This is a genomic window from Paucidesulfovibrio longus DSM 6739 (assembly GCF_000420485.1).
GTDB lineage: Bacteria > Desulfobacterota > Desulfovibrionia > Desulfovibrionales > Desulfovibrionaceae > Paucidesulfovibrio > Paucidesulfovibrio longus.
Window position 1 is genome coordinate 365,088 of sequence record NZ_ATVA01000012.1, and the last position, 26,465, is coordinate 391,552.

28 protein-coding genes are annotated in these 26,465 nt (G+C 65.4%); 7 read left to right on the forward strand and 21 right to left on the reverse strand.

The features are described 5' to 3' along the window. Positions 1-36: 36 nt before the first annotated feature. Genes G452_RS0106310 through G452_RS0106325 form a run of 4 tightly spaced genes read right to left on the reverse strand, consistent with a single transcriptional unit; the run spans position 37 to position 3,731 of the window. Positions 37-1,164 carry a sodium ion-translocating decarboxylase subunit beta gene (locus G452_RS0106310; RefSeq protein ID WP_022661422.1) on the reverse strand — a complete coding sequence of 376 codons (1,128 nt, stop codon included), beginning with the start codon at positions 1,162-1,164 and terminating at the stop codon, positions 37-39. Between the two features lies 1 nt (position 1,165). After that, positions 1,166-1,513 carry an OadG family protein gene (locus G452_RS18375; protein WP_022661423.1) on the reverse strand — a complete coding sequence of 116 codons (348 nt, stop codon included), beginning with the start codon at positions 1,511-1,513 and terminating at the stop codon, positions 1,166-1,168. Next, positions 1,510-3,330: a biotin/lipoyl-containing protein gene (locus G452_RS0106320; protein ID WP_022661424.1), complete on the reverse strand. Its 1,821-nt coding sequence runs from the start codon at positions 3,328-3,330 to the stop codon at positions 1,510-1,512. Before G452_RS0106320 ends, G452_RS18375 begins: the two co-directional genes overlap by 4 nt. 11 nt (positions 3,331-3,341) lie before the next feature. Further along, a complete protein-coding gene (locus G452_RS0106325) occupies positions 3,342-3,731 on the reverse strand; it encodes a secondary thiamine-phosphate synthase enzyme YjbQ (protein ID WP_022661425.1) in 390 nt (129 codons plus the stop codon). Between the two features lie 267 nt (positions 3,732-3,998). On the opposite strand from G452_RS0106325, the gene G452_RS0106330 reads away from it, so the two are divergent. After that, positions 3,999-4,271, forward strand: a complete 273-nt coding sequence (locus G452_RS0106330; RefSeq protein WP_022661426.1) for a DUF2325 domain-containing protein — start codon at positions 3,999-4,001, stop codon at positions 4,269-4,271. 23 nt (positions 4,272-4,294) lie between these two features. On the opposite strand, the gene G452_RS0106335 is transcribed toward G452_RS0106330, so the two are convergent. The 6 genes from G452_RS0106335 to G452_RS0106365 form a co-directional block, all read right to left on the reverse strand. Beyond that, the gene (locus G452_RS0106335) at positions 4,295-4,534 is read right to left on the reverse strand and encodes a hypothetical protein (protein ID WP_022661427.1); all 240 of its coding nucleotides are present in this window, start codon (positions 4,532-4,534) and stop codon (positions 4,295-4,297) included. 140 nt (positions 4,535-4,674) lie between these two features. Beyond that, complete coding sequence (gene prxU / locus G452_RS21070) at positions 4,675-5,403, reverse strand: thioredoxin-dependent peroxiredoxin (protein ID WP_081650513.1); 729 nt, start codon at positions 5,401-5,403, stop codon at positions 4,675-4,677. Positions 5,404-5,664: 261 nt separating this feature from the next. Next, positions 5,665-5,862, reverse strand: a complete 198-nt coding sequence (locus G452_RS0106350; protein WP_022661428.1) for a hypothetical protein — start codon at positions 5,860-5,862, stop codon at positions 5,665-5,667. Positions 5,863-5,951: 89 nt separating this feature from the next. Then, positions 5,952-6,164 carry a FeoB-associated Cys-rich membrane protein gene (locus tag G452_RS0106355; RefSeq protein ID WP_022661429.1) on the reverse strand — a complete coding sequence of 71 codons (213 nt, stop codon included), beginning with the start codon at positions 6,162-6,164 and terminating at the stop codon, positions 5,952-5,954. Positions 6,165-6,166: 2 nt separating this feature from the next. Further along, entirely contained in the window at positions 6,167-7,273 is a 1,107-nt protein-coding gene (locus G452_RS18385) for an SO_0444 family Cu/Zn efflux transporter (RefSeq protein ID WP_022661430.1), read from the reverse strand. Positions 7,274-7,327: 54 nt separating this feature from the next. Then, entirely contained in the window at positions 7,328-7,684 is a 357-nt protein-coding gene (locus G452_RS0106365; protein WP_022661431.1) for an ArsR/SmtB family transcription factor, read from the reverse strand. Between the two features lie 319 nt (positions 7,685-8,003). On the opposite strand from G452_RS0106365, the gene G452_RS18390 reads away from it, so the two are divergent. After that, positions 8,004-8,435, forward strand: coding sequence for a hypothetical protein (locus G452_RS18390; RefSeq protein ID WP_162141282.1), 432 nt, complete (start codon positions 8,004-8,006; stop codon positions 8,433-8,435). Positions 8,436-8,601: 166 nt separating this feature from the next. On the opposite strand, the gene G452_RS0106375 is transcribed toward G452_RS18390, so the two are convergent. Genes G452_RS0106375 through cbiM form a run of 3 tightly spaced genes read right to left on the reverse strand, consistent with a single transcriptional unit; the run spans position 8,602 to position 9,880 of the window. Further along, positions 8,602-8,889, reverse strand: a complete 288-nt coding sequence (locus tag G452_RS0106375) for a hypothetical protein (RefSeq protein ID WP_022661433.1) — start codon at positions 8,887-8,889, stop codon at positions 8,602-8,604. A gap of 12 nt (positions 8,890-8,901) precedes the next feature. After that, a complete protein-coding gene (locus tag G452_RS0106380; protein WP_022661434.1) occupies positions 8,902-9,252 on the reverse strand; it encodes a hypothetical protein in 351 nt (116 codons plus the stop codon). Positions 9,253-9,262: 10 nt separating this feature from the next. After that, positions 9,263-9,880: a cobalt transporter CbiM gene (gene cbiM / locus G452_RS0106385; RefSeq protein ID WP_022661435.1), complete on the reverse strand. Its 618-nt coding sequence runs from the start codon at positions 9,878-9,880 to the stop codon at positions 9,263-9,265. A 245-nt stretch (positions 9,881-10,125) separates the two neighbouring features. Here cbiM and ppsA point away from each other — a divergent pair, with 245 nt between their 5' ends. Next, entirely contained in the window at positions 10,126-12,555 is a 2,430-nt protein-coding gene (gene ppsA / locus G452_RS0106390; protein ID WP_022661436.1) for a phosphoenolpyruvate synthase, read from the forward strand. On the opposite strand, the gene G452_RS0106395 is transcribed toward ppsA, so the two are convergent. Both G452_RS0106395 and G452_RS21665 read right to left on the reverse strand, forming a co-directional pair. After that, complete coding sequence (locus G452_RS0106395; protein ID WP_022661437.1) at positions 12,552-13,145, reverse strand: Fic/DOC family protein; 594 nt, start codon at positions 13,143-13,145, stop codon at positions 12,552-12,554. The two genes, ppsA and G452_RS0106395, sit on opposite strands and share 4 nt — an antisense overlap. Further along, complete coding sequence (locus G452_RS21665; protein ID WP_162141283.1) at positions 13,123-13,497, reverse strand: hypothetical protein; 375 nt, start codon at positions 13,495-13,497, stop codon at positions 13,123-13,125. Before G452_RS21665 ends, G452_RS0106395 begins: the two co-directional genes overlap by 23 nt. On the opposite strand from G452_RS21665, the gene G452_RS0106405 reads away from it, so the two are divergent. Then, positions 13,481-14,140 (forward strand): LysE family translocator, encoded by a 660-nt coding sequence (locus G452_RS0106405; RefSeq protein ID WP_022661439.1) that lies wholly within the window; start codon positions 13,481-13,483, stop codon positions 14,138-14,140. The two genes, G452_RS21665 and G452_RS0106405, sit on opposite strands and share 17 nt — an antisense overlap. A 258-nt stretch (positions 14,141-14,398) precedes the next feature. Here G452_RS0106405 and G452_RS0106410 read toward each other — a convergent pair whose 3' ends face one another. After that, positions 14,399-16,066 carry an FAD-dependent oxidoreductase gene (locus G452_RS0106410; protein WP_022661440.1) on the reverse strand — a complete coding sequence of 556 codons (1,668 nt, stop codon included), beginning with the start codon at positions 16,064-16,066 and terminating at the stop codon, positions 14,399-14,401. 312 nt (positions 16,067-16,378) lie between these two features. On the opposite strand from G452_RS0106410, the gene G452_RS0106415 reads away from it, so the two are divergent. Next, positions 16,379-16,855, forward strand: coding sequence for a hypothetical protein (locus G452_RS0106415; protein WP_022661441.1), 477 nt, complete (start codon positions 16,379-16,381; stop codon positions 16,853-16,855). Here the strand turns inward: G452_RS0106415 and G452_RS20485 are convergent. The 3 genes from G452_RS20485 to G452_RS20490 all read right to left on the reverse strand — a co-directional run bounded on the left by G452_RS20485 (position 16,852) and on the right by G452_RS20490 (position 22,679). Then, positions 16,852-19,617, reverse strand: coding sequence for a PAS domain-containing hybrid sensor histidine kinase/response regulator (locus tag G452_RS20485; RefSeq protein ID WP_022661442.1), 2,766 nt, complete (start codon positions 19,615-19,617; stop codon positions 16,852-16,854). The genes G452_RS0106415 and G452_RS20485 overlap by 4 nt on opposite strands. A gap of 98 nt (positions 19,618-19,715) precedes the next feature. Beyond that, the gene (locus G452_RS0106425; protein ID WP_022661443.1) at positions 19,716-20,354 is read right to left on the reverse strand and encodes a LysE family transporter; all 639 of its coding nucleotides are present in this window, start codon (positions 20,352-20,354) and stop codon (positions 19,716-19,718) included. 66 nt (positions 20,355-20,420) lie between these two features. After that, entirely contained in the window at positions 20,421-22,679 is a 2,259-nt protein-coding gene (locus tag G452_RS20490; protein WP_022661444.1) for an ATP-binding protein, read from the reverse strand. Between the two features lie 256 nt (positions 22,680-22,935). Between G452_RS20490 and G452_RS0106435 the strand changes: the two genes are divergently transcribed. Both G452_RS0106435 and G452_RS21835 read left to right on the forward strand, forming a co-directional pair. Beyond that, positions 22,936-24,645: a hydantoinase/oxoprolinase family protein gene (locus G452_RS0106435; protein ID WP_022661445.1), complete on the forward strand. Its 1,710-nt coding sequence runs from the start codon at positions 22,936-22,938 to the stop codon at positions 24,643-24,645. After that, the gene (locus G452_RS21835; RefSeq protein WP_022661446.1) at positions 24,642-25,172 is read left to right on the forward strand and encodes a hypothetical protein; all 531 of its coding nucleotides are present in this window, start codon (positions 24,642-24,644) and stop codon (positions 25,170-25,172) included. Before G452_RS0106435 ends, G452_RS21835 begins: the two co-directional genes overlap by 4 nt. On the opposite strand, the gene G452_RS0106445 is transcribed toward G452_RS21835, so the two are convergent. Together G452_RS0106445 and G452_RS0106450 are read right to left on the reverse strand one after the other, a co-directional pair. Then, positions 25,169-25,804 (reverse strand): HAD family hydrolase, encoded by a 636-nt coding sequence (locus tag G452_RS0106445; RefSeq protein WP_022661447.1) that lies wholly within the window; start codon positions 25,802-25,804, stop codon positions 25,169-25,171. The two genes, G452_RS21835 and G452_RS0106445, sit on opposite strands and share 4 nt — an antisense overlap. 128 nt (positions 25,805-25,932) lie before the next feature. Continuing rightward, positions 25,933-26,448, reverse strand: a complete 516-nt coding sequence (locus G452_RS0106450; protein WP_022661448.1) for a GNAT family N-acetyltransferase — start codon at positions 26,446-26,448, stop codon at positions 25,933-25,935. Positions 26,449-26,465: the final 17 nt, after the last annotated feature.

The window sequence follows — 26,465 nt, forward strand, 5'->3', positions numbered from 1 at the left end:
GTTACGACTCCGTAACCACGCGCGAAGTCTCATATCCTATTTTGCCAAAACTGACCACAGAATACCGGCCGCGACAGCCGAACCGATCACCCCGGCCACGTTCGGGGCCATGGCGTGCATAAGCAAGTGGTTTGACGAATCTTCTTCGCGGCCAACCGCCTGGACCACCCGGGCGGAATCCGGCACGGCGGAAACCCCGGCCGCGCCGATGAGCGGGTTGATCTTGTCTTTGAGGAAAAGATTCATGAATTTTGCGAAGAGCACCCCCGCGGCGGTGGCGACCACGAAGGAGGCCGCGCCCAGCGCGAAGATCAGGACGCTTTCGTGCCGCAGGAAGGTCTGGGCCTGGGTGCTCGCGCCCACGGAAAAACCGAGCAGGATGGTCACGATGTCGATGAGCGAGGTCCGGGCCGTGGCCGCGAGCCGCTCCGTGACGAGGCTCTCCTTGAGCAGGTTGCCGAAGAAGAGCATGCCCATGAGCGGCACGGCTCCGGGCGCGATGAGCGACGTGATCAGGAACCCGCCCACGGGGAAGAGGATCTTTTCGCGCCGGGAGACCGTGCGCGCGGGCTTCATGCGGATGCGCCGCTCGGCCCGGGTGGTCAGGAGCTTCATCACGGGCGGCTGGATCACCGGGACCAGGGCCATGTACGAATAGGCGGAAATGGCGATGGCGCCCAGCAGCCGCGGGGCCAGCTTGGCCGAGAGGAAGATGGCCGTGGGGCCGTCCGCCCCGCCGATGATGGCGATGCTGGCCGCTTCCTCGGCGGGAAATCCCAGCCAGAGCGCGCCCAGCAGCGTGAGGAAGATGCCCGCCTGGGCCGCCGCGCCGAGCAGCACCAGCCTGGGGCTGGAGAGCATGGTGGAGAAGTCGGTCATGGCCCCGATGCCCAGGAAGATCAGGGGCGGGAAGATGCCCTGGCGCACGCCGTAGTAGATGTACGAGAGCACCGAACCGGGCTCGTAGACCGAGAGCTGCATGCCGGGAGGGGTGGGAATGTTGCCCACGATCATGCCGAAGCCGATGGGCAGCAGCAGAAGCGGCTCGTAGTTCTTGACGATGGAAAGGGCGATGAAGGTCGCGCCCACGGCGATCATGGCCGCGTTGCCCCAGGTCATTCCGGCGAAGCCGGTGGACGTGAAATACGCGGCCAGCACGTCCATGCTAGTTCTCGGGGGTTCGGGCGGGTTTCAGGTTCAGGCCGAGCAGCGCGGCCAGGCCCGGATCGTGATGCAGGACGGCCACGGCCATGAGCGCGGCGCGCGCTTCCTCGTCCGGGGCGAGCGCCTCGCCCGCCACCTCGACCCGCGCCGCCGGGGGCGTTCCGGCTTCGGCGCCGGGACGCAGCGCGTCCCAGGCCGCCAGCAGCTTCGGCAGCAGCCCGATGAACAGGCTGATGCAGAGCAGCGCGAGGAACACGACGCTCATGCCTGCCAGGGCCAGGGACGGCCCTCCGGACGCGAGCACGTTGTCCAGGCCCATGCGGGCGCTCTCCATGCCGGACGGGGTCATGCGCCGCTCTCCAGCCGGGCCATTTCATCGCCCTCGGCCACCTGGCGTCCCAGGTCCGCCGTCAGGGAGACGAGCCTGCCCGCTTCGGGCGCGCGCACCTCGACCTCCATCTTCATGGCTTCCAGAACCAGCAGGGGCTGGTCCTTGGAGATCTCCTCGCCCACCTTGGCCAGCACGCGCACCACCACGCCGGGCATGGGCGCGTTCACGGCGCGGCCCCTGGGCGCGTCCTGCGCGGGGGCGGCCGCCTTGTCCGAGGCGCGGGCCGCGCCCGGAGCGACCGTGACGTCGAAGGCCTTGCCGTCCACGCTGAAAATTCCGTCCCGCACCGTGACCTCGTGGGCGCGGCCGTTGACGCTGACGCTGAACCGTCCGAAGTCCTTGGGAGCGGGCGCGGGCGCGCATTCCATGTCCTTTTTCCAGCGCACGCCGAGCTTGGCCGAACCGTTGAGGAAGGCCACGCCCTTGTCCTTGCAGGTGGCCGCGATGAAGAGGTTCTCCTCGCTCTCGGCGATGTTCCCGGCGCGCAGCAGCCTGCGCGCGGCTTCCAGCCCCTTGGACGGGTCCGCGTCGTTCAGCTCCAGCGGGGTCTTGTCCGTGGGCGCGAGGCCGAGCTGGGACGAGGCCAGCCGGATCACGTCCGGGTCGGGCGGGACGGGGGTGCGGCCGAAATAGCCGAGGACCATCTTGCCGTAGCCGTCCGCGATGCGGGCCCACGGGCCGAACATGACGTTGTTGAAGGCCTGCTGGAAGTAGAACTGGGAAACCGGGGTCACGGACGTGCCGAAGCCGCCCTTGCGGACCACCTCGCCCATGGCCGCGATGATTTCCGGGTACTTGTGCATGATGCCGTTGTCCCGGAGCATCTGCGTGTTGGCCGTGAGCGCGCCGCCGGGCATGGGGCTGAAGGGCAGGGTCGGCTCCACCCCGCGGGCTTCGGGCGGCAGGAAATAGGCGCTCATGCAGTCGGCGAAGACCTCCTCGGCCTTGAGCACCTTTTGGATGTCCACGCCCAGGTCGTAGTCCGTGCCGCGCAGCGCATGCCAGAGCGTGGCCACGTCGGGCTGGCAGGTGCCGCCGGAAACCGGGGCCAGGGAGAGGTCCACGGCGTCCGCGCCCGCCTCGATGGCCGCGAGGTAGCAGGCGATGGAGATGCCCGCGGTCTCGTGGGTGTGGAAATGCAGCTGCGCGGATTCCGGCAGCAGCTTGCGGGCGCGCTTGATGGTTTCGTGGACCTTGCCGGGCGTGGACGTGCCCGAGGCGTCCTTGAAGCAGACCGAGTCGAAGGGGATGCCCGCCTCCAGGATGCGGCGCAGGACCATCTCGTAGAAGTCGGGGTCGTGCGCGCCCGTGCTGCCGGGCGGCAGTTCCATCATGCTCACGCAGATCTGGTGGTTCAGGCCGTGCTTCTTGATGCAGCGCCCGGAAAAATCCAGGTTGTGCACGTCGTTGAGCGCGTCGAAATTGCGGATGGAGGTGATGCCGTGGCGGGCGAAGAGCTTGGCGTGCAGCTCGACCACGTCCGAGGACTGGGACTCCAGGCCGACCACGTTCACGCCGCGCGCCAGGGTCTGGAGATCCGCGTCCGGCCCGGCCGCCTCGCGGAAGGCGTCCATCATGGCGAAGGCGTCTTCGTTGCAGTAAAAATAAAGCGCCTGGAAGCGCGCTCCGCCGCCCGCCTCGAACCAGTCGATCCCGGCCTCGGCAGCGGCGCGCACCGCGGGCAGGAAATCCTTGGTGAGCACGCGCGCGCCGTAGACGGACTGGAACCCGTCCCGGAAGGCCGTGCACATGAAGCGGATGCGTTTTTTGCCCACGGCGCTGCTCCTCAGCCTTGAAATTTGACCCAGACTTCGCGGGGCCGGGGGCCGTCGAACTCGCAGAAGAACACGCCTTGCCACGAGCCGAGCTGGAGCTGGCCGTTTTCCACGATGATCTGGAGCGAGTTTCCCGTCAGGATGGACTTGAGGTGGGCGTCGGGATTGCCCTCGTGCAGGTAGCCCTGGTCCGGAGGCAGCAGCCGTTTCAGGCTGCGCATCAGGTCGCCGCCCACCTCCGGGTCGTGCCCTTCGGAGAGGGTGATGGATGCGCTGGTGTGGGGGCAGAAGAGCGTAAGGATTCCGTCGCGCCATGCGCGCTGCGTGACCAGCCCCTGGGTCGGGGCCGTGATGTTGACCATCTGCTCCGTGGAGGAGGTGGTGACCAGCAGCCTGTCCATGCGTTCCTGTCGGTGTGTGCGCCCTGCCTCCGCGAACGGTCCGGCCTTGTCGGCGCCTGGGGCGCCGGAGCCGGAAAACGGCTCGCGGACCGGTACGATCGAAAGGCTCCCAAGACACGGCGGGCGCGGACTTTCGCCCCCTCCGTCAGATTTCTTGTACATAAGGCCACCGGATTGGGCAACCTTGTGATTGACAATGATTTTGAAATTCATTATCAACAATACAAGGGCAAGGGATGATCCTCTGCCGCAACCCCGGAGGTCGATATGTGTGCAGCGCTCGTGGGCGGAATGGACCGGCTCAAAAGGGAATACATCGACGTGGCCAAGAAGGGCGGCGTGAAGCTCAAGGTCTTCACGGGCAAGGAGAACCGGGTCGCCGACCAGATCGGCAGCTGCGGGCTGGTCATCGTCTTCACCAACAAGGTTTCGCACAAGGCCCGCATCGAGGTCGCGGCGCATGCCAAGTCCAGGGGAATCCCCATGAAGATGCTGCACTCCTGCGGCGTCTCCACCCTGCGCAAGGCGTTGGAGGCATAGTGGGCCGGGCTTCCGGCCCGGAGCTAGCCGCGATCCTTTCCGCACTGGCCCGGAGGGCAGGACTGCGCGTTCTCTTCCTGAGCCTTTTTCGCAATGGGGCAGCCCTTGCAGCCCGCAGCGGGATCCTGGGGGTCGGCGTCGGAGCAGCCGCACCCGAAAGGGGCTTCCTCGCCCCGGTCCTTGTCGTTGAGGTACTTGGACAAGGCAAAGAGCGCGCCGAGCGCCAGGACTACGCCGAGTCCGAGAAGATCGTTCCAGCCCATGAAGTCACCTCCGTATCAATCGAGCCTAGTCTCTTGCCGGGCGAAAGAACAGCTCCTTAGAGCGCCGGGCAATTCCAGGACAAGAACAATAAAGCCGGGACCAGGGGCCTGGTCCCGGCTTGCAGGGCGTCTGATCCGGTCTATTCAAAGGCCATGGATACCTTCCATTTTTCCCAGACCTTGCCGACAAGGTCCACGCCGGGCTTCAGCGTCTGCTTGCCGGGCCGCCAGCCCGATGGCGCAACCTCGCCGCCGTTGGTATTGCGCACCAGCTGGAAGGCTTGAATCTGGCGCAGTGTTTCGGAAACGTTGCGTCCCACGGGCGGAGCGAGCACCTCAAATCCCTGGATCACGCCGTCCGGATCGATCAGGAAACGGCCGCGCACGTCCACTCCGGCGTTTTCATCGTAGACCCCGTAAGCCTCTCCCACTTTGCCCCCGCCGTCCGAAAGCATGGGGAAGGGCACGGTTCCGGCGGTGATCATCTTGGAAAGCTCCTGATCCACCCACATCTTGTGCACGAAGATGCTGTCCGTGCTCATGGAGAACACCTGCACGCCAAGGGCTTCGAATTCGTCGTTCTTCTCGGCGACCGCCGAGATTTCCGTCGCTCAGACAAAGGTGAAGTCGCCCGGATAGAAGCAAAGCACCACCCATTTCCCGAGATGATCGGAGAGTTTCGCCGTGGTGAGCTTGCCGAGATGATAGGCTGGAGCCACGAAATCAGGCGCTTTTTGTCCGATACGGATCATGGGTCGTCCTCCTTTGGGGGCGTCGTTCACGGTCGAGTTGGTGTTCGTGGCCTCGGTCTTGGCTGAAGTGGGGCCGCTTGCGGGTCGGGAGCACCCTGCGGCTGCCTCGTTCGTCATTTGCCTCTCCTGATTCGAAGTTTTGTATTGTAATCAGCTATGTCGTCATGCTGGTCGAATAGACGATTAAAATGGCTATACCCCGAACGGGCGAGGGTGTCATCTCCGTGAGATGAAAAATCGTGCGGCGTCATGCGGGATTTTGTGGCAGGCCAGGGGGTGGAGGACAGAATCTTGTGCGGTGCGCAGGAAATGCAAAAGGGGCGCGATCGCGCCCCTGGTCTTGCATGGCATGTGGTTCGGCGGGCAAGGCCGCCCGTGCTACGCGCCCAGTTCGATCTCGGCGTCCACGATTTCCTTGCCGCGGGCCACGGCCATTTCCTCGGTGTTGCCTGCGGTGTTCAGATGCTTGACCCGCCCCTGGGGGGAGGTCAGCTTCAGCGAAAAGCTGGCGCAATAGTCGCCTTCCGGGCGCAGTTCCAGGGTCCAGCCCTTGTATTGCTTGGTGATGTTCGACATATGGCACCTCCGTTTGTTGCTCTATATAAAAAGATAATCACGAACCGGCGAATGTCAAACCGCCTCCGGCGCGCGGCCCGGCTGCGGGCTCAGCGCTTCCGTTCGGAGGGGCAGCCGCTGCAATTCGCGTCCTTGCCGGGGTCGTAGTTTCCGAGTCCGGTCGGGGCGCTCTTGCAGCCCTCGCAGCCGCCGGAGCAGCCGCAGGCAGAGCCGGAGGCGCGATATTGGCGCACGAGCCGCCGGATGACGAAGAATGCGGCTACGGCCACGATGACGAGTACGATGAGGGTGTCGGGACGCATGTCTATCCTCCGAAGGGAGTGCTTGAGCCGCCGAAGCAGCGGCGACGGCAGCGGTTGATGAGATTTCCGGCGAAGGGCGCGGCCAGCAGCGCGGCCAGGACCAGGGCCGAGATCCAGTGCAGCGGTCCCTGGGTTTCCGCCTGGAGGGGACGCGCCCAGGCCGTGGTGGAAAAGCCCAGGGCGGCGTAAAGCTCGTTGGCTGCCAGTCCGAGCAGGAGCGAGCAGATCAGTATCGAGCCGAGGTAGACCAGGGCGGCGCGCCTGCCGATGATCTTCGAGACCATGCCGAAGGAGGCCAGGTTCGTGGCCGGTCCGGCCAGGAGAAAGACCAGGGCCGCGCCGGGCGAGAGGCCCTTGAGCGCGAGCGCCGCCACGATGGGCGTGGACGAGGTCGCGCAGACGTAGAGCGGAGCGGCCACGACCAGCGCGGCCAGGAGCGGCAGCAGCCCGTCGCCGAGGTAGCGTTCGATGAGCCCGGGGGGCATCAGGGCCGTGAGCGCTCCGGCCAGGAGCACGCCGAGCACGAACCAGCCGCCGATGTCCGGAAGCAGGTCCGTGAAGGCGTAGCGAATGCCGCTGCGCAGCTTGTGGGCGAGTCCCGGCTTGGCCGTGGCGCAGGAACCGTCGCAACCGCAGCCGGAGCAGGACGCTTCAAGAGGATTGTCCCCTGCCGGGGCGGATTCGCCGGAACCGGGGCGTTCCAGGGCGTTCACGCCGATGCCCGCCACGGTCGCCGTGATGAGGGCGGCCAAGGGCCGCAGCAGGGTCATGACCGGGTCGAGCAAGGCCCAGGTGATGGCCAGGGAATCCACGCCTGTTTCCGGGGTGGAGATCAGGAACGCGGCTGTGGAGCCGCGGCTCGCGCCCTGCCTGCGCAGTCCCGCAGCGGCCGGAGCCACGCCGCAGCTGCAAAGGGGGATGGGCGCGCCGAGCAGCGAGGCCTTGAGCACTCCGGAAAGCCGGGAGCCGCCCAGGTGGCGGGAAACCAGGTCGGCGGGCAGAAACGCCCGCAAAAGCCCCGCGGCCAGGAAGCCGAAGAGCATGTACGGCGCGGATTCCAGAAATACGTCCCACGAAGCCGCAAGGATGTTCAGGATGATGTCGGGCACGTTTACCTTCTTACGTGTGAGCAAATGTTCATGCAATAAGGCCCAAAAAAAGGGCTAGCCGTGGCGCACGTGGTCCAGACCTTCGGCAATGAGCCCGCGCACGTGATCGTCGTCCAGGCTGTAGAAGACCACCTTGCCCTGCTTGCGGAAGCGCACCAGCCGGGAGGTCCGCAGCACCCGGAGCTGGTGGGACACCGCGGAAGGGGTCATCTCCAGCAGGGCGGCCAGGTCGCAGACGCACAGCTCGCCCGGAAAAAGCGCACGCAGGAGCCGCACGCGGGTCGGGTCGGCCAGCACCTTGAACAGCTCCGCGAGGCGGGCCACTTCCTGGTCCGGCAGCATGCCCTGGCGGGCGGTTTCCACGGCCTGGGCGTGCACGCAGTCAATCGAGCAGACCGGATTGGGCGTCATTCGTCGTTCCTCATGCGTGAATAGTTGCTCATTCGTTCCTTTCTGTCAAGTCGGGGTTGCCAGAGGGCTGGGAAGCGGATAAGGTTTCCTTTCGTGTTCAGCCAGCAGGGCTTCGCCCCTGTCCGACACTTGAATACTCCCGTCGTCGGCGCTGTTGTTGAGAGCGCATTTCTCGCGCGGTGAAACGCGCAGCGGAACCCGCTTTCGGGAGGTTCCGGCCGTGAGGGTTTCTGTCGGTCCGAGTTGCTGGCTCCCGTTTACAGCCGCAGGGATCCGGTCCCTGTTTTTTTTTGCAATGCCTATCAGAATGGGGATGACCGTGGAAAAGACGTATCAGGCGGGCGAGGCGATCGAATCCAAGTGCAACCGCTGCAAGGACGTGCGCATGCACGTCATCGTGGCCATGGACGAGGGCGAGATCGTCAAGGTCCAGTGCAAGACCTGCGGCAGCCTGCACAAGCACCCCAAAGCCAAGAAGGCTGCCGTTGCAAGGCCGCGCGGCGCGCGCGCCGTGGCCAAGACCGTGAAGGCGCTCAAGAGCGCCGCCGAACAGGTCCAAGAATGGGAAGGCGCGCTCAACGGAAAGGACATGGGCGCGGCCAAGCCTTTCGGCTCTGCGGATTCCGCAGTGGAAGGCGGGCTCATCGACCACCCCAAGTTCGGAGTCGGCGTGGTTCAGAAGCTCGTGGCGCCGGACAAGATGGAAGTGCTCTTCCGCAACGGGTCCAAGCTGATGGTCCGCTCCATCTAGCGCACGACCTAGCCCGGCCGTTCCGGCGGCCCGGAATGAAAAAGCCCCTCGCACGAGGGGCTTTTCTTTTGGCGTTGGCGATGCCCGGCCCGACCAGAACACCATCCTGAACGCCGTCCGGAACGCCCGGCCACATCGCCCGGCCCAGGTCCGGACCTTTCGGCGGCTAGTCGCGCTTCCGGCGGCTCGCGCCCCAGGCGAGCAGGCCGCCGATGCCCACGATGTAGCCGATGCCGCCCGCCACTTCCGTGGGGGTGACGCCTTCGTCCTGCATCATGGCCAGGGTCCGGTTCACCGGAGCGAGCCGCTTGGCCACGCCTTTTTCCACGATCTGCTCGATGGCCGCGAGGTCGTCCTGGTCCAGGGTGGCGGAGAAGGCCGCAGCCGGGGAAAAGGCGCAGGGCAGCAGCAAGGCCGCGCCCAGCGCGATGGCGGAAAGAGTCTTGCGCAGCATCGTCCGGCTCCTCTACTTGTATTCGGCTTCGGTCAGAACCCAGTCGCCCTGGTGCCCCTCGCCCGCGATGACCTCGATCTTCAGGTCGCCCTCGGCGTCCTTGGGCACGGGAAAGTCGCACTTGCCCTGGTCGTCGGTCTTGCCTTCGAAGACTTTCTTGCCCTCGGCGTCCGTGGCCACGATTTCCGCGCCCATGGCGGGCGAGGCCTTGCTGAAGTTGCTTTCGGTGTAGATGGTCTCGGTGTCGCTGTAGGCGAAGACCTTGACGCGGTGGGCCTGGGCCGCGGAGGCCAGGCAGAGCGCGGCCAGGACGATCAGTCCCGCCAGGGGCAGGACGCGGGACGGACGGTTCGGGCGAAACATGAATGCCTCCTCAGGAATGTTGGGTTCGATAGACGGCCTGGATCACTTCGGGCTTGACGCGCGCCAGGAAGCCGAAGGCGAACATGGTCACGAATCCTTCCACGACCATGACGGCGACATGGCTGACGAGCAGGGCCGCCGCAGCGGTCAGGAAGCCCTCTGTCAGCGCGAGGGAACCGGCGGTGAGCAGGGCCGAGAGCAGCAGGGCCAGAAAGCCGAAGGCAAAGGCCGAGACATTGCGGACCTTGGGGCTTTCGCTCGCGAGCAGGGGCCGGAAGAGGTAGTGGCAAAGCACGGCGGGCGCGGCCATGTTGAAGGTGTTCACGCCGAGGGTGGTCAGCCCGCCGAACTGGAAGAGCACGGCCTGGAGCAGCAGGGCCACGAGTATGGCCGGAAACGCCGCCCAGCCCAGAATGATGCCGAGCAGGCCGCCGAGCACGAGGTGCGCGCTGGTGCCCATCACGGGCACGTGCACCAGGGAGCCCACGAAAAAAGCGGCGGAGAGCATGGCCACGGTCATGATCCGGTCGTAATCGACGCTTTTCAGCCCGATGGCGGTTCCCGCGACGGTCAGGGCTCCTCCTGCGGCCAGGATGGGCCAGGGCAGGACTCCTTCGGCAATGTGCATGCGTACCTCGTTGGTTGATTCGACGATGAAGGAACGTATTTTCATTTGCCTACGGTGTCAAGTAATCGGAATACGTAACACGACTGCTTGGCGCGCGTCGGTACCCACCCGTCGGGGAACGTGATATTTTTTTGTCCCACCTTGCGCCGAATCTCGCGCGGGCGTACCCTTGCGGCCATCTCCGACAATCCGGGGAGGTCGCGCGTGCAGGCGCGAGCGGCCCCGGCAAGCGCAAGGGGGCGGGCATGAGCGGAACAGCGGCCGCAGGCAAGGACAAGGCGTATATCCTCTGGTTCGAGGAACTCGGCATCGACGACGTGCCGTATGTGGGCGGGAAGAACGCCAGCCTGGGGGAGATGTACGGCAACCTGACGCCCAAGGGCGTGACCATTCCCAACGGCTTCGCCGTCACGGCCGAAGGCTATCGCCACCTGCTGGCCGAGCACGGGGCCATGGAGCGCATCCGCGAGATGCTGTCCGGGCTGGACACGCACGACATGGACAATCTTTCGGAACGCGGGGCGCGCGTGCGGCGCTTGATTCGCGGGCTGGAGTTCCCGCAGGATCTGCGCGAGGCCATCGGCGAAGCCTACAAGCGGCTGGAACAGGAGTACGGCGAAGGCTGCGACGTGGCCGTGCGCAGCTCGGCCACGGCCGAGGATCTGCCGGACGCCAGCTTTGCGGGCCAGCAGGAAACCTACCTGAACATCCGCGGGCTGGAAGACCTCTTGGAAGCCTGCCAGCGCTGCTTCGCCTCGCTTTTCACCAACCGGGCCATTTCCTACCGCCACGACAAGGGCTTCGACCACTTCTCCATCGCGCTTTCCATCGGCGTGCAGAAGATGGTCCGCTCCGACCTCGCTTCCTCCGGGGTCATGTTCTCCATCGACACGGAATCCGGCTTCCGGGGGGCCGTGTTCATCACCGGAGCCTGGGGCCTGGGCGAGAACGTGGTCCAGGGCGCGGTCAATCCGGACGAGTGGTACGTGTTCAAGCCCACGCTGCGCAAGGGCTTCCGGCCCATCATCATGAAGAAGGTCGGGGGCAAGGCCATCAAGATGATCTACACCCGCGACTCCAAGAGTCCGACCAAGAACGTGGCCGTGCCGGACGAGGACCGCCGCCGCCTCGTGCTGGACGACGACGAGGTCATCGCGCTGGCGCGCATGGCCGCGACCATCGAGGACCACTACTCGGCAAAGGCGGGACAGCAGCGGCCCATGGACATCGAATGGGCCAAGGACGGGGAGACCGGAAAGCTCTACATCGTCCAGGCCCGGCCCGAAACCGTGCACGCCATGAAGGACCAGGCCGTGCTGCGCAAGCACGTGCTGCGCGAGAAGGGGCCGGTGCTCGTGCGCGGCCAAGCCGTGGGCGAGATGATCGGCCAGGGCAAGGTGAACATGATCAAGTCCGCGGCCATGATCGCCCAGTTCAAGGCCGGGCAGGTGCTGGTCACGGACATGACCGACCCGGACTGGGAGCCGATCATGAAGATCGCCGGGGCCATCGTCACCAACCGGGGCGGCCGCACCTGCCATGCGGCCATCGTCAGCCGTGAGCTGGGCATCCCCTGCATCGTGGGCGCGGGCAACGCCACGGAAAAGCTCGCCACCGGAGACAAGGTCACGGTGGACTGCTCTTCCGGCAGCACGGGCTTCGTCTACGACGGGCTGCTCAACTTCGAGGTGGAGGAGACGGACCTGGGCTCCATTCCCCGGCCGCGCACCAAGATCATGATGAACCTGGCCAGCCCGGAACAGGCCTTCGAAAAGAGCTTCATCCCCAACGACGGAGTGGGGCTGGCGCGCGAAGAGTTCATCATCAACTCGTACATCAAGATCCACCCGCTGGCCCTGCTGCGCTTCGACGAGCTGGAGGACGAGCAGCTCAAGACCCGCATCGCGGACATGACCCACGGCTATGCGGACAAGGGCGAATACTTCGTGGACAAGCTGGCCGAAGGCGTGGGCATGCTCGTGGCCGCGTTCTGGCCCAAGCCCGTCATCGTCCGGCTCTCGGATTTCAAGACCAACGAATACGCCAACCTCATCGGCGGAGCGCTGTTCGAGCCGCACGAGGAAAACCCCATGATCGGCTGGCGCGGTGCCTCGCGCTACTATTCCGAAGACTACCGCGAAGCCTTCGGCCTGGAATGCCGGGCCATGCGCAAGATCCGCGAGGACATGGGCCTGGAGAACCTGGAAATCATGATCCCCTTCCCGCGCACTGTGGAGGAATCCAAGAAGGTCATCGACACCATGGCGGCCTACGGACTCAAGCAGGGCGAGAACGGGCTCAAGGTCATCGGCATGGCCGAAATCCCGGCCAACGTGATCCTGGCCGAGGAGTTTCTGGAGGTCTTCGACGGCTTTTCCATCGGCACCAACGACCTGACCCAGCTCGTGCTCGGCGTGGACCGCGATTCCAGCCTCGTGGCCCACGTCTACGACGAGCGCAACGAGGCCGTGAAGCGCATGGTCCGGCAGGTCATCGACGTGGCCAACCGCAAGGGCAAGTACATCGGCATCTGCGGCCAGGCTCCGTCCGATTATCCCGAATTCGCGGAGTTCGTGGTCGAGTGCGGCATCCAGACCATGTCCCTGAACCCGGACACGGTCATCAAGACCACCCTGGCCGTGGCCGAGCTGGAGAAGAGGCTGGAAAGGGGCTAGGGAGCCAACGCCAAGGGGCGTAGCGCCTCGAAGAGGAGGAGGCGCATGGGGGTCTCTTCGCCATCAAAACCACTGACGCAGGCGGTCATCCACCCCCGTTGCAGAACTGCCGGGTCGAGATCATATCCCGCCTGCTCGGCGAGCAGCATGAGAAAGTATCGCAACGTGCGTCCGTTTCCATCCCGGAAGGGGTGCAGCACGTTGAGTTCCGTGACGTAATGGGCGGCACGCTCGGCAAAGCTCGCGGCGTCGAGCGTGCGAAGCAGATTTTCGTCGTGCAGTTGCTGAAACAGTTTTTCCGCATTGCGGGCGATGAAGGCGGGAGTGGCAAATAGATGACCTCCCTTGCTGATGGGAACGCTGCGTTCCTCTCCAGCCCAGGTGTAGACATCCTGAAAGAGATGTCGATGCAGTGTTTTGAAGTGCGCGTAGTCGAAGTTGCCAGGAGGAGGGTCCGTCAAGGAGCGCTTGGTGACTTGTATGCGTTCAAAGCGGACGAGTTCCTCTTCCGCCCGAAGATCCGGGATGTTGATGAGGATCGAGCTGTCCTGATATGTGTAGGGATCGCTATCCGCGTAGCGGCCCGGCATGAGCGTCCTGCCGCAGCTTGGCTCGGATGTAGGCGTCCATCTGCTCCAGATCGCATCCGGCACGCACCATTGTCCTGAAGACAACCGTTTCCTCGTGCGTCAACGGCATTCCTTCGATGGCCAGAGATGCCTTGGCGAATTCAAGGCGACGGCGCATGTCTTTGATACGGGAGAATCCGGTCGCGTTGGCAGATTGTTTCAATGTCTTCATATCCAAAAAATACCTTATGAGACAGGGAAAGGCAATGTCTCCCGCCACTCCAGAAAACTCTGCGCTGGACAAGGATTTCAGCCCGGAGCATGATGCGGCCTTCACGATTCCAAGGAGAACGCCCATGCTTTTCGACGCCAATACCGCCGCCTTCGCCGCCGTGGCCCTGGTCCTGACCATCACGCCGGGCAACGACACCATCCTCGTTCTGCGCAACGCCATCCGGGGCGGCAGCCGGGACGGCATGGTCACCTCGTTCGGCATCTGCGCCGGACTTTTCGTGCACGCCACGCTCTCGGCCCTGGGACTTTCACTGATCCTGATGCATTCCGCCGAACTTTTCCACATCGTGAAATGGGCGGGCGCGGCCTATATCGTCTGGCTGGGCGTCCAGGCCCTGCGCGACGCGGTCCGGGGCGCTGGCAAGATCGAGGCCGCCGGAGCCGAAAACCACGACGGCGCATGCGCCTCCCGGCCCGGACTCTCGGTGCGCCGCCGCCTGCTCGAAGGCTTTCTCTGCAACGTGCTCAACCCCAAGGTCGTGATCTTCTATCTCGCCTTCCTGCCCCAGTTCATCGGTCCCGGCGACCCCGTGATCGCCAAGTCCATCCTCCTGGCAGGCATACATTGGTGCATGGGCCTGAGCTGGCTCGTGTTCATCTCCTGGGGCGTGGAACTGGCCCGCAAGCAATTGACCAAAAGCGCGGTGCGCCGCAGCCTGGACGCCTTCTGCGGCGTGGCCCTCGTGGGCCTGGGCGTGCGGCTGGCCATCGACGCCGAATAACGGCAGAAAGCCAGGGCCTCCGGCGGCCAAGGGGTCCGCGACCCCTTGGAACCCCATTTGGCGCGGGGGGCGGGCGCTGCGCGTCCGCCCCCCGCGCGAAAGGGGATACCAAAGCAAGAACCACAGTCGGAAGACCTGCCAGGCATCGGAAGCCCCTTTCGCGCCGAAGCTCGGATGCGAAGCATCGAGCTTCGGCGCAGAGTGGGAGTCCAGAGGGCCGCGGGCCCTCTGGCCGCCGGAGGCATGCCTTCTCTTCTTTTATTCTACCCAATACGGGTGCGAGATATCCTCGAACGCGGTGATGGCGGCCACTGACCCTTCGCCGATGGCGGTGACGATCTGCTGCACGCCGCCTGTGATGTCGCCGCAGGCGTAGACGAGTCTCTGGCTGGTGCGCATATTCTTGTCCACCTTGACGAATCCGGCCTCATCAAGCTCCAGGCCGAGCGCCTTGGCCAGCTCGTTGTGCGGGGTGTATCCGATGGCGATGAACATGCCGTCGAGCTGCAGTTCGCTTGTCTCGCCTGATTCGACGTTGCGCAGGGCGATGCCTGTGGCGCGGCCGTTTTCGCCGCGCACCTCGGTGACTTCCGTATTCCAGATCACTGGGATGCCTTCGCGTTCCAGCGAATCCTGAAGGTGCTTCTGGGCGCGGAAGGAATCCCGGCGGTGGATCACGGTCACTTCGATGCCCAGGTTCTTGAGGTGCAGGGCGTCGGTGAGGGCGGTGTTTCCGCCGCCGACGATCGCGACCTTCTTGCTTTTGTAGAGATAGCCGTCGCAGGAGGCGCAGTAGTTCACGCCCGCGCCGAAGTATTCCTCTTCGCCGGGGATGCCCAGCTTGCGGTAGGTGGCTCCGGTGGAGAGGATCACGGCCTTGGCTCTGTAGGCTCCGCGCGGGGTGGTGCAGAGCAGGCGGTCGCCTTCGCGGGTGACGGATTCCACGCCTTCGCCTTCCTGGATGGGGGCGTAGCGCCGGGCATGGTCGGTCATGATTTCCATGAGCGCCTTGCCGGGCACGGTCTTGAAGCCGGGGTAGTTTTCCACCACGGGAGTGAGCGTGACCTGCCCGCCGATGACGCTTTTTTCGAGCACCACGGTTTTCAGGCCGCTGCGCACGGCGTAGATGGCGGCGGTGAGTCCGGCCGGACCGGCTCCGGCGATGACGAGATCGTATTCGCCGGGTTCGGCCTTGGGCAGGTCGGCCTGCCCGCTTCCCAGCACCTCTTCGGCGTCCTTGAGCGCGAACAGCTCCAGGGCGAATCGTTCCTCCGGCATCAGTCCGAGCTGCTCGTGCGCGCCGTCGTTGAAGACCGTGTGCGGCACGGACCCGACGTTGTATTCGGCGGCGAGGTCGGGATTTTCGTCGGTTTCCACGCATTCGGCGGCCACCAGGCCTGGCTTTTCCACGGCGCAGCGCACGGCGTTGAGCACTTGGCCGGGGCAATAGGGGCAGGTGGGGGTGACGAAGACCTGGGCCTTGCGCGGCTGGTCGAGCTTTTCGAGAATCTGGCGGGACACGTCGGAAAGGCCGCTGTTCCCGGCCGAGGCGTGCAGGATGGCCGAGAGGAAGGAGCGCCCTTCTTCGCCCACGGGCGCGCCGCTGAAGCGGATCTTGTATTTGTCCGGCGCGAGCAGCACCGTGGGTGAGGCGGCCACGCCGTGCTTCTTGGCGGCCTCGCCGTCCAGGCCGTGGAAGCTCGGCTGGATGCGCTCGTCCAGGCGGGCGAGGTCGGAGACGAGCTTGGTCACGTATTCGTTGTAGGGATCGTTCAGGCCGGGCGCGGTGAAAACAGCCACCTCGACGTCGTTCACGAGGCTCTTGAACAGTTCCTTGAGTCGGGTGCGGGCCTCTTCGGGCAGGAACCACTCGTCCTTGCCCTGCTCCGGCGGGGTCTTCGCAGGTTGTTTTCGGGGATCGCTCATGTTTGCTCCGGGGTTGATGGGCCGATTCGTTCCGGCCACGACAAGCGGTTGGACGGATTTTCCGAAATGATACCTCATTTTTCTTGAAACGCAACCGGACGCGCGGCTTTCGAGCACACGCACGGTAGGGAATGTAGGCATTCACTTCCAAAAACCTCTACGAACAATCCGTTACCAAACCGATAGTTAGCAGAAGCATACGAGGCGCTGCACCTCTGGACCGAGAGGTTTTTGTATAGGGAGGATTCCTATTTACAGCCCCATGATGCTGACGTATGAAGATGATAACTCTTTCTAGATGGTAGATGTGAAATGAAACTGTTTTACGCGTTGCTGCTTGGGGGCGTTTTGCTCGCGGCGGGTCTGCTGACCTACAAATGGGGCTTTGATTTCGGCTCCTTGGGTTCCAGCGGCAACCAGATTCGCGTGAAATGGACCGCGCCCGCTGTCCGGCCCGGCGGCGAGCCGCTTGAGCTGAAGCAGATGCAGCGGACCCGGCAGGCCCTTGACGAGCAGGCCCGGCACCTGAGCAGCGCGGAACTTTACGTGGACAGCAATCGGCAGGTCGCGGAAGAAATCTACGGAGCGGCCGCGCCCAAGGAAGCCCGCTATACGGTATGCCTCGTCCTGAGCGACGGAACGCGGCTGGAAGCGCGCTCCCGGCAGGCGGACTGGGCCAGGCTGGACAAGGCCATGGCCGGCACCGTCACCGAATGCCTGGAGAAGTACCAGGAGCTGCGCAAGCGCCACGGGCTGCGCGGCACGGTTCGGGAAATCACCAATTTTTAATCGGGCTCCAGCCCGCACGATTGCAGCAGCGTCAGCTTCAGTTCCTGGAGCTCCACGGGCTTGGCGAGGTAGTCGTTCATTCCCGCCCTCAAAAAGTTCTCCCGGTCCCCTTCCATGGCGTGCGCGGTCAGCGCGATGATCGGAATGTTCGCGTCGTTCTTTCCGCGCTGGCCCGATCGAATCCTGCGCGTGGTTTCCACGCCGTCCATCTCCGGCATCTGCACGTCCATGAGCACGCAGTCGAAATGTTCCTCGTCCAGGGCTTGGAGCGCCTCGCGGCCTGTTTCCACGCAGCGCGCCGAGTGGCCCAGGCGTTCCAGCAGGCGCATGGCCGTGATTTTGTTCACGCGGTCGTCTTCCGCGAGGAGGATGCGGAGCTTTTTCGTGTTCGCGGAAAGAGCCGGGCGCGGGCACACGCCGTTTTGGGGGGCGTCGTCTCCCGCCGCGGGCTTGACGGCCACATGGAATCTGGCCTGCGTGCCCAGGCCCAGCTCGCTTTCCATGGAGACGTCGCCGCCCATGAGCCGCACGAGACGCCGCACGATGGACAGGCCCAGTCCCGCGCCCTGGTAGCGGCGCGTGTGCGAGCCGTCCACCTGGGTGAAGCTCTCGAAGATGTTTTCGAGCTGGTCTTTCGGAATGCCGATGCCCGTGTCCTCGACTTCGACATGCAGGTGCTGCTCGTCGTCGTCCTGCTTCAGCGATGCATGCACGCGGATGAAGCCGGCGTCCGTGAACTTGATGGCGTTGCCCACCAGATTGAAAAGCACCTGGCGCAGGCGGCCCATGTCCGCGCGAACCTGGCAGGGCACGGAGTCGTCCACGTCGCTGGAGAGGGTTAATCCCTTGGACTCGGTCTGGGGGCGGAGCGATTCCACCACCATGGCGACGACCTCGCGCACGTCGAAATCCTCCTCGCGCAGGATCAGCCGCCCGGCCTCCACCTGGGAGAGGTTGAGGATGTCGTTGAGCAGGGCGAGCAGACTGCGGCCCGATCCCAGGGCCACGTCCACCATTTCGGCCTGCTCGCCGTCCAGGGGAGTGGCCTGGATGAGCTGGAGCATGCCGAGCACGCCGTTCAGGGGCGTGCGTATCTCGTGGCTCATGTTGGCCAGGAATTCGCTCTTGGACCGGCTGGCCTGTTCCGCCCTTTCCTTGGCCTGGGCAAGCCGCTGGTACATGTTGCGCCGCTCGGTGATGTCCGTGATGAACCCTTCGAAGACGATCTGTCCGTCCGGCGGCTCCTTGGCGGCCCGCATGGCCTCGCTGACCCAGATGACCTTGCCGTCCTTGCGGCGCATACGGGTTTCCTGCTCGGCGACGTCCTTTTCCAGGATGGCCAGGGAGCTGAACTTCCTGCGCTGCTCCGGGTCGATGTAGAGCTGCGATCCGATGTCCGTGACGTTTTGGATCAGTTCGTGCGCGGAGGCGTAGCCGAGAATGGTCGCCAGCGCCGGGTTCGCGCTGAGAAACCGGCCGTCGGGCGTGCTGCGGAAGACGCCGACCACGGCGGTTTCGAAAAGCCGCTGGTAGCGCTGCTCCGCAGCGGCCAGGGCCTGCTGCGTGTGCCGCAGGTCCGTGATGTCCGTGGCCACCTGGAGCTTGGCCCGCCGCCCGTCGATCCATTGGATCAGGGTGTCCAGGTTCAGGAGACGGCGGCCTGTGACCGGGTTGACGTTTTCCCACGTGCAGATTTCCGGCCCGTCTTCCTGCAGGAGCTTTTGCGTGGGACACTCGGAGCATGGGCGCGATTCGTTCCTGAAGACCTCCCAGCAGGCGCGGCCTTCCAGGTCTTGTCCGAAGCGCTCGCGCATGCGCTTGTTCACGAAGAGGATTTCGTTCGTTTCCAGGTCGGAAACGAACACGTCCGCAGGGAAGCAGTCCATGATGTGGCCGAGCATTTCGTTGGAATGCCGCAGCCGTTCTTCCAGGAGGTGCTTGTCCGATACGTCGTGGAAGATCACGGCGATGCTGTCCGGCGCGGTCTGGAAGGCGGCCACGAAGAAGATCCCCTGAAAGTCGGCCCCCTTGTACTCGAGCCGGTCCATGCGCCAGGGTTTTCCGGAACGGGCCACTTCCGCGAGCCGTTGGCGGATGTCGTCCAGGCCGGGAAAGGCTTCGTCGAAGGTGCGTCCCGCGAGGCGGCTGACCGGGATTTTCGTGACGGCCTCGGCCGCGGCGTTGCCGTCCACGAGCAGAAGCCGTCCGTCCTGTTCCAGCCGGTAGAAATAGATGCCGTTGGGGCTTTGCTCGAAAAAGGCGCGGTAGCTCTGTTCGCTTTTGCGCAGTTGCTCTTCGGTGGCCCGGCGTTCGGTGATGTCGTGCAGGATGCAGTGCGTCTGCTGGAAATTGCCTTCCTCGTCCAGCCCGATCCTGCCCTCGAAGGAGACCAGAATCGGGGTGCCGTCCTTGCGGCGCATGAGGAATTCCACGCCGTGGACTTCCCCGGCTTCCTTGAAGTTCGGAAAATTGGTCGCGAAGGTTTTCAGGAATTCCGGGTCCAGGAAATCGCCGAACCACATGCCGAGCACCTCGTGGCGCTCGTAGCCGAGGGTTTTCAGCCAGGCCTCGTTGACCTCCAGGAAGCGACCCTCCTCGTCGAGGGACTGGTAGCCCAGGGGCGCGCGCTCGAAGAGCAGCTTGAAGTACTCGCGGGAATTGTCCAGCCGCTTTCGGAGCAGGCTGTTTTCCCGTTCCAGTTCGTTCAGCCGCTTTTGGAGGGCCTCCTGGGAGCCCGTGCCGGGATTGTCGTCGTTGCGCATGCCGCTCCTGTGCTGAATAAAAGCGATGTATTCAATCTAGCACAGCGGATACGGCGTGGAAAGTGGCGGGCGGCGAAAAAACGGCGGAGCCGTGCGATTCAGGGCGCTCCGTGCAGGAAGATGCGCCAGGCGTCGCGCAGGAGCAGCAGCCCGAACCCGGCCAGGGCCACGGCCAGGAATTTGAGCAGCGCGGCATAGGCCCTGCCCCGCAGGAACGAGCGCGAGCGGGCCGTGAGCAGGGCGATGGCCACCTTGGCGCCCACGAGGCAGACATAAAAGCAGAGCAGGAAGAGCGCGGGATCGGCCGGACCGTTCTGCCTCCAGCCGCGCACGAGCAGGGGCGCGCCAACGCCGAGCCAGAAGAGGTAGGGGTGCGGATTGAGCAGGTTGGTGACGACTCCCTTGCGCAGGGAGAAGCTGCGCACAGGCTTCGCGCCCGGCAGCGGGGCCGTGGCTTTCCATGTGTCGGCGGCCAGTCCGAGCACCACGAGCCCGCCCACCAGAGAGACTGCGGAGAGCACCGCGCTGAAGCGGCTCAGCTCCGCCAGCAGCAGGGAGCAGAGCAGGATGATGGGCGGATCCGAGAGCAGCGGCGCGAGGGCCACGCGGATTCCGGCCCGTGGTCCCGAGGTCAGCGTCTCGGTGATCACGAGGGTCAGGAGCGGTCCGGGCGCGGCTCCGGCGGAAAGGCCGAGCACGCCGCCCGCGGCCATGCTGGCGAGCAAGGCGTCGAACATGCGCGGGTTATGCCCGGCCCTCGGCCCGATGGCAAGCACCTGCGGAGCGCGGCCCCGCGTTCGGGGCTAGTGCCGGGGCATGGCCTTGAGCAGCGCGTAGCAGAGACTGTCCATGTCCACGGGCTTGGCGAGATAGTCGTCCATGCCCGCGTCCAGGAATACCTCCCTGTCGCCCTGCATGGCGTGGGCCGTGAGGGCGATGATGTGGGTTTGCTGGTTTTTCCCGGCCCGGCCCTCGCGGATCAGCCGCGTCAGTTCCAAACCGTTGAGCAGGGGCATCTGGATGTCCATGAGCACGGCGTCGAAGCGCTGCTTCCGGAGCATCTCCAGCGCCTCGCGTCCGTTGGAGGCGGAAAGGGGCATGTGGCCGAGCTTTCGCAGGAAGCGCTTCATGGCCAGCCCGCTGACCCTGTCGTCTTCGGCCAGGAGAATGCGCAGCGGCGTTTCCTTGACCAGCTTGCAGAGTTCCTCCCCCATGTCGCAGTCCTTTTTCTCGCGCAGCAGCGGCAGGGAGAGGTGGATGCTGGTGCCCTTGCCCACTTCGGATTCCACGGCGATCTTGCCGCCCATCATCTTCACGATGCGCCGGACAATGCCCAGGCCCAGGCCCGCTCCGCCGTAATGCCGGGTCATGGAGCCGTCCATCTGGGTGAAGTTCTCGAAGATGCGCCCGACCTCTTCTTCCGGGATGCCGATGCCCGTGTCCCGGATCGTGATCAGGACGTTGACCTGCTCGGGAGAGGAGGAGAAGGGCAACGTCTTGGCCGAGACTTCCACCTCTCCCTCGGGGGTGAATTTCACGGCGTTGCCGACCAGGTTGAAGAGCACCTGCCGGATGCGCGCGTCGTCGCCCATGAGGATGGGCGGCACGTCCTGGCTCACGACGGAGTCGAGGCGCAGGTTCTTGATCTGGGCCTGCACCGAGAAGTTTCCGAGCACGGTGCGCAGGCTGTCGCGCAGATCGAAGGGGGCGCTGCGCAGGCGAATCTTGCCCGCTTCCATGCGGGAGAGGTCGAGCAGGTCGTCGAGGATGGCCTTGAGATTGCGGGCCGTGGACATGGCCGTGGTCACGTATTCCGACAGTTCCGGCTCCAGTTCGGCGGTCTGGGCGAGCTGGAGCATGCCGAAAATGCCGTTGAGCGGCGTGCGGATTTCGTGGCTCATGTTCGCCAGGAATTCATCCTTGGCCTTGCTGGCCTGCTCGGCGCGCTCCTTGGCCGCGATAATCTGCTGTTCCTGTTCCTTGCGCTCGGTGACGTCCAGCACGTTGGCCACCCGGTAAAGCACGTCTCCGTTGTCGTCCCGGATGTTGGTCACATCGATCTGCGCCGGGAAGATGCTTCCGTCCTTGCGCAGGTGCGGCATCTCGAAGACGTAGCGGTCGTTTTTCTCCATCGCCTTGAGGTGTTCCTCCAGGGTCTGGCGGTAGCCCGGCGGGTAGACCGCGTCCAGGGGCTTGCCCTGGAGTTCTTCCGGCTTGTAGCCGTGCATGGAGGCATAGGCGGGGTTGACCATGGAAAGCTCGAAGCCGTTGCTGCTCACGGCGACCCCCCAGCCCGTATGCTCGAAAATCTGGCCCCAGCGCTTGAGCTCGCTTTCGGATTGCTTGCGCTGGGAAATGTCCGTGGACAGGGTCATGTGCACGCGGCGGCCGTCTCCCCAATCCAGGAAGCGGGCCTGATTCTGATACCAGCGTCCGTCCTGCTCGCTTTGCGCTTCCCAGGCCACGGAACCCTTTTCCTTGATGTCCTCCCGCTGGAGCGGACAGTCGGGACAGGCTGTTTCGCGGTTCGCGACCGCTTCCCAGCATTTGCGGCCCAGCAGGTCCGGGCCGAGTTCGCGGGCCATGCACTCGTTGACGAACAGCACCTCGTGGGTGTCGGCGTCGGCCACGTAGAGGTGGCTGTCCAGGGCGTCGAGGGTCTTCTGCATTCTTTCGTGGGCCTGGAAGAGGCTGCGGTTGCGCGCTTCCTCCTCCAGAAGGGTTCCGGCCTTGTGCGAGGCCAGGAGCAGCGCCTGCTCCTCGCGTTCGAGCAGCACGGCCAGAAAGTCCATGCTGTTGCGCACGAGGGGAAGCTCCTCCTCGGCCACGGCCTCTTCCACCGGCCCGTCCACCGCCATGCAGCCGTATTCGCCGCTTACGGTGCGCAGCGGAAACCAGGTGCATTCGGGCGGTTCGGATTCCGGGGGATGATAGCGGAACCGGAGTTCCGGGAAGATTTCGCCCATGCTGGCGCAAAAGCTTCCAATAATGCGTTCGCGGTCGTTCAGGCCGGACAGGATGTGCATCAGGACAAATAGGTCTTGCGGCAGTCCCGCGCTCATGGGGCGCTCCTGGTCGAAACGCCTACCGGGGCGGGCGAGGGTGTCGGCACTGCGCTGGTCAGGCTTTGGACGGATTCGGAAAGGCGCATGATCCCTCCTGGTCGGAAAACATATAGGAATCCTCAATCAGCATATCTCAAAGAGCGTATAGAATGTCAATGCGGGGCGGGTGCGGAGGTTTCTTGACATCGCGCCGAGGAGTCCGCATTTTCCTGCCAGCCGCCGACTGTCCGGCGGAGAACAGGAGTTCCGGTACATGGTCTTGAAGCAGGGATACGTCGCGGGCGTGGACACGGGCGGCACCTTCACGGACGCCGTGATCCTCGGTCCGGACGGGGGCGTTGCGGCCTCGGCCAAGCGGCCCACGCGCCACGACGACCTGGAGGCGGGAATCGTCGAGGCCCTGGGCGCGGCCCTTTCCGCGGCGGGCGTGTCCGGGGGCGACCTCGCCTGCGTGGGGGTTTCCACCACCCTGGCCACCAATTCCGTCGTGGAGGGACGCGGCGCCCGCGTGGGCCTCTTTCAGATCGGCGTGCGCAAGCCCGTGCGCCTGCCCGTGGTGTCCGTGGAGTTCGTGCAGGGCGGCCACGGGGTCGGCGGCGCAGAGGACGCGCCCCTGGACATTCCGGCCCTGATGGGCGGGGTGGGCCGCTTCAAGGGGCGGGTGGATTCCTACGCCGTGGCCGCGTCCGGGAGCTGCTTCAACCCCGCGCACGAGCTGGTGGCGCAGAAGGCCATCGCCATGCTCGACCCGCTGCCCGTGTCCTGCGCCCACCAGGTCAGCGAGCTGCCTTCCCACGAGGAACGGCTGGCCACCGTGGCGCTGAACGCCGGGCTGCTCCCGGTCATGGAATATTTCGTGGAGCGTCTCCAGGCCGGGCTGGCGCGGCTGGGCGTGACCGCCCCGGTGCGCGTGGTCTGCGGCGGCGGCGGGGCGCTGACCCCGGACGAGGCCCGGCAAAAGCCGCTTTCGACCTTTGCCGCAGGCCCGGCGGCCTCGGCGCTTTACGGCGCGCGGGAGGCCGCGCTGCGGGGAACGGCCGACGCCGTGGTCCTGGACATGGGCGGAACCACCACGGACCTGATTACCGTGCGGGACGGCGAAGCCCCGGTGCGTGCCGGCGGGGCGGTCATCGGCGGCTGGGAAACCCACGTCCGCACCGTGGAACTGCGCACGGTCGGAATCGGCGGAGACAGCCATGTGCGCGTGGAGCGCGGGTCGTCCCTGGCCTTGCGGGTCGGACCGCGCCGGGTGCGGCCTTTGGCCCTGGCCGCGCTGGATCGGGAAAACGCGGGGGCGTCCGGCCGGGCTTTGGAGCATTTCTTCGCGGGCGGCGCGGACCGCGTGGTCTTCGCGGCTCCCGGCGCCGCGCAGCGGGCGAGGGAAAGGGCCGGAAGCAGCGCGCTGCTCTCCCTGTTGCTGGAGCGGGGGCCGTCCACCGCAGAAGAACTGGCCCGCGCCCTGGGCCGCAACATGATCGACCTGGAGCGGCGTCTGGCCGAGCTGTCGCGGGAGCGGCTGCTCGTGGAGGCGGGGTTCACCCCGTCGGACGCCCTGCACGCGCTCGGCAGGGCCGATTTCGGGGACGCGGAAGCCTCCCTGCGCGGAGCCCGGCTGCTGGCCGCGCGGCTGGGAACGGGCGTGGAGGATTTTTGCCGGGCCGTGCTGGGGACGGTCCTGGACGGCGTGGAGGAGGCCCTGGTGGAGCATCTTTTGCGCTGCGAGCTGGGCCACGACATGGCGGGGCTGATCCGCCGCCGGAAGGAGCTGCGGCTGCTGCGGCTGGACATCCGGCCCGCGGTCCCGGTGGTGGCGCTGGGCGCGGCGGCTCCCGCACTGCTGGCCGGGCTGGCCGAGCGCCTGGGCACGGAGGTGGTTTTCCCCGAGGAATACGCCGTGGGCAACGCCTGCGGCGCGGCACTGGTGGCGGCGCGAGCCGTCCGGAACATCAAGGAGGGCGCATGACGCGGCATCACGACAACACTGGCGAACACGACGGGCACGGCCCGGACTGCGGGTGCGGCTGCGGCGGCCACGAACACGGCCATGCCGGGCATCATGAACATGGCCCGGACTGCGGCTGCGGCGGCCACGGCCACGACCATCACGACCACGACCATCACGACCGCGACCATCACGACCGCGACGAGGGACACAAGCATTACCGTCCCGCGAGCTTCGAGGCGCTGCTGGAGGTGGTCAGCGAGAACGAAACCGCCGAGGCGGTGCACGGCTGGCTTTTCAACGGCACGGAATGGTACGCGCACGGCTGGGCCGAGCTGGAGGGCCACGTCTTCGACCTGACCGAATCCCGGCGGCCCATCGACCGCGAAACGTACTACGCGGCCAACCATGTGCGCGAGGCGGCGCTGCGCCGCTATTCCCGGCTGGAATACTTCACCAACATGGCCGAGATGGGCCACGTCGGCCCCTTTGACAAGGAATTCTTCTTCACCACGGTGACCAAGGCCGATCCCCTGGGCGAAGGCTAGGCGCGCTCGAGGATCACGACCTCGTCGAAGTCGCGCACGTGCGTCTGCGCGTTCAGCGCGGGATTGCGGTAGGCCCAGAAGGGGATGCCCGCGTTGCGCGCGGTCTCCTCGTCCACATGGGAGTCGCCCACGAAGAGCGCTTCTTCCGGACCGAGCCCGAAGCGGCGCAGGATGTCGCGGGAGCCGTCGGGCCAGGGCTTGCCGCGCGGCGTGTCCTCGGCCGTGACGATGTGGTCGAAATGGTCGCGCAGGTCGAGATGTTCCAGGATGGGATGCTGCTCGGCCCCGCCGTTGGTGCAGACCGCGAGCCCGCGCCCTGCGGCGCGCAGCCGCTCCAGCAGCCTGCCTATGCCCGGCTGGGGCCGGACCAGCTCCAGGATTTCCTCCAGGTCGAAATCGTCCCAGGCGCGCTGCGCCTCGGCCCGCAGCGGCGCGGGAATGATCAGGTCCAGGCTTTCCGGGATGGTCCGCACGAAGCAGGCGCGCTCTTCGTCCGGATTCAGGGGACCGAGGTCCACGGCGCGGCGCATGCTGTTGAAGAAATGCAGGGCCGCGTTCCAGGAGTCGATGAGCACTCCGTCGCAGTCGAAGATCACGGCGCGGGCCTGTGGAGAAACGGTGGGGTTCGGCATGAAACGGGTTTGGCCCGGTTCCGTCCCGATGTCAACGTCTGCGGCAATGCCGTTCGCGGCGGAGGGACGGAACCGGGCCGGTGCCTTTCGGCACGGGTCGGGTTTGGGTAGATGGCGAAAAGATTCGGTTAGATCAGGACTTTTACCAGCGTGACCTTGTTGTCGCCGTCCGCGTAGAAGTCCCTTTGCAGCGCGTCCACGGCGTAGCCGTTGTGTTCGTAGAGCGCCCTGGCCGGGGCGTATTCGTCCCGCGAGGAGGTTTCGACATAGGCGCGCACCCCGCCGAGCCTGCGGATGTTGGCCTCGCAGGTGCGCAGCAGCTCCCTGCCGATGCCCAGCCCGTGAAATTCGGGAGTCACCGCGACCCAGTAGATGTCGAAGCGGCCCGGCGCGCAGCCGATGGGACCGTAGCAGCCCAGACCCACCAAGCCTTCCGGCGAATCCGCAAACAGAAAATAATACCCGCTCTCCAGGCCGCGCTCCAGGCGCTCCCGCACCAGGGACACGCCCACGCCCACTTCCTCGGCGGTGAAGACCCCCGTGGCCTCCAGGAGCGCGCGCACGGAAACGCAGTCGGCCTCGCGGGGTTCGTATCGGAAGGTCAGGCCCACGATGGGCCGACAGGGAACCGTTGCTTCGTTCATGTTCTCTCGCTTGCCGC